Raw genomic sequence first — 1,140 nt, 5'->3', positions numbered from 1 at the left:
TTCGACCTGTATCGCCTGTCGGAGGAGCACGAGATGCTCCGTGAGACGGTCCGCGCGCTGGCGGAGGCGAAGATCACGCCGTTCGCCGCGGCGGTGGACGAGGAGGGCCGGTTCCCCCAGGAGGCCCTCGACGCGCTGGTCGCGGCCGACCTGCACGCCGTGCACGTCCCCGAGACCTACGGCGGCGCGGGCGCGGACGCGCTGGCCACGGTCATCGTGATCGAGGAGGTCGCCCGCGCCTGCGGTTCGTCCTCGCTGATCCCGGCCGTCAACAAGCTCGGCTCGCTCCCGGTCATCCTGTCCGGCTCGGAGGAGCTCAAGCACAAGTACCTCGGCCCGCTCGCCAAGGGCGACGCGATGTTCTCCTACGCCCTGTCCGAGCCCGACGCCGGCTCCGACGCCGCCGGCATGAAGACCCGCGCCGTCCGCGACGGCGACTTCTGGGTCCTCAACGGCGTCAAGCGCTGGATCACCAACGCCGGCGTGTCCGAGTACTACACCGTGATGGCCGTCACCGACCCCGACAAGCGCTCCAAGGGCATCTCGGCGTTCGTCGTCGAGAAGAGCGACGAGGGCGTCTCCTTCGGCGCCCCGGAGAAGAAGCTCGGCATCAAGGGCTCCCCGACCCGCGAGGTCTACCTCGACAACGTCCGCATCCCCGCCGACCGCATGATCGGCGCCGAGGGCACCGGCTTCGCCACCGCGATGAAGACCCTCGACCACACCCGCATCACCATCGCCGCCCAGGCCCTCGGCATCGCCCAGGGCGCCCTCGACTACGCCAAGGGCTACGTCCAGGAGCGCAAGCAGTTCGGCAAGCCCATCGCCGACTTCCAGGGCGTGCAGTTCATGCTCGCCGACATGGCCATGAAGCTCGAGGCCGCCCGCCAGCTCACCTACGCCGCCGCCGCCAAGTCCGAGCGCGTCGAGAACGACCTCACCTTCTTCGGCGCCGCCGCCAAGTGCTTCGCCTCCGACGTCGCCATGGAGGTCACCACCGACGCCGTCCAGCTCCTCGGCGGCTACGGCTACACCCGCGACTACCCCGTCGAGCGCATGATGCGCGACGCCAAGATCACCCAGATCTACGAGGGCACCAACCAGGTCCAGCGCATCGTCATGGCCCGCAACCTCCCGTAA

Annotated in this window: 1 protein-coding gene; it reads left to right on the top strand. The window is 69.5% G+C overall.

The window, feature by feature from the left end:
* The coding region (locus tag ACGF1Z_RS35585; protein WP_393010789.1) for an acyl-CoA dehydrogenase family protein at positions 1-1,140 on the top strand (1,140 nt) is incomplete at its 5' end.

Origin of the sequence: Streptomyces sp. NPDC048018, assembly GCF_043202995.1 — a bacterium.
In the GTDB taxonomy this organism is placed as follows: Bacteria; Actinomycetota; Actinomycetes; order Streptomycetales; family Streptomycetaceae; genus Streptomyces.
This window is presented reverse-complemented; position numbering and strand designations above follow the sequence as displayed.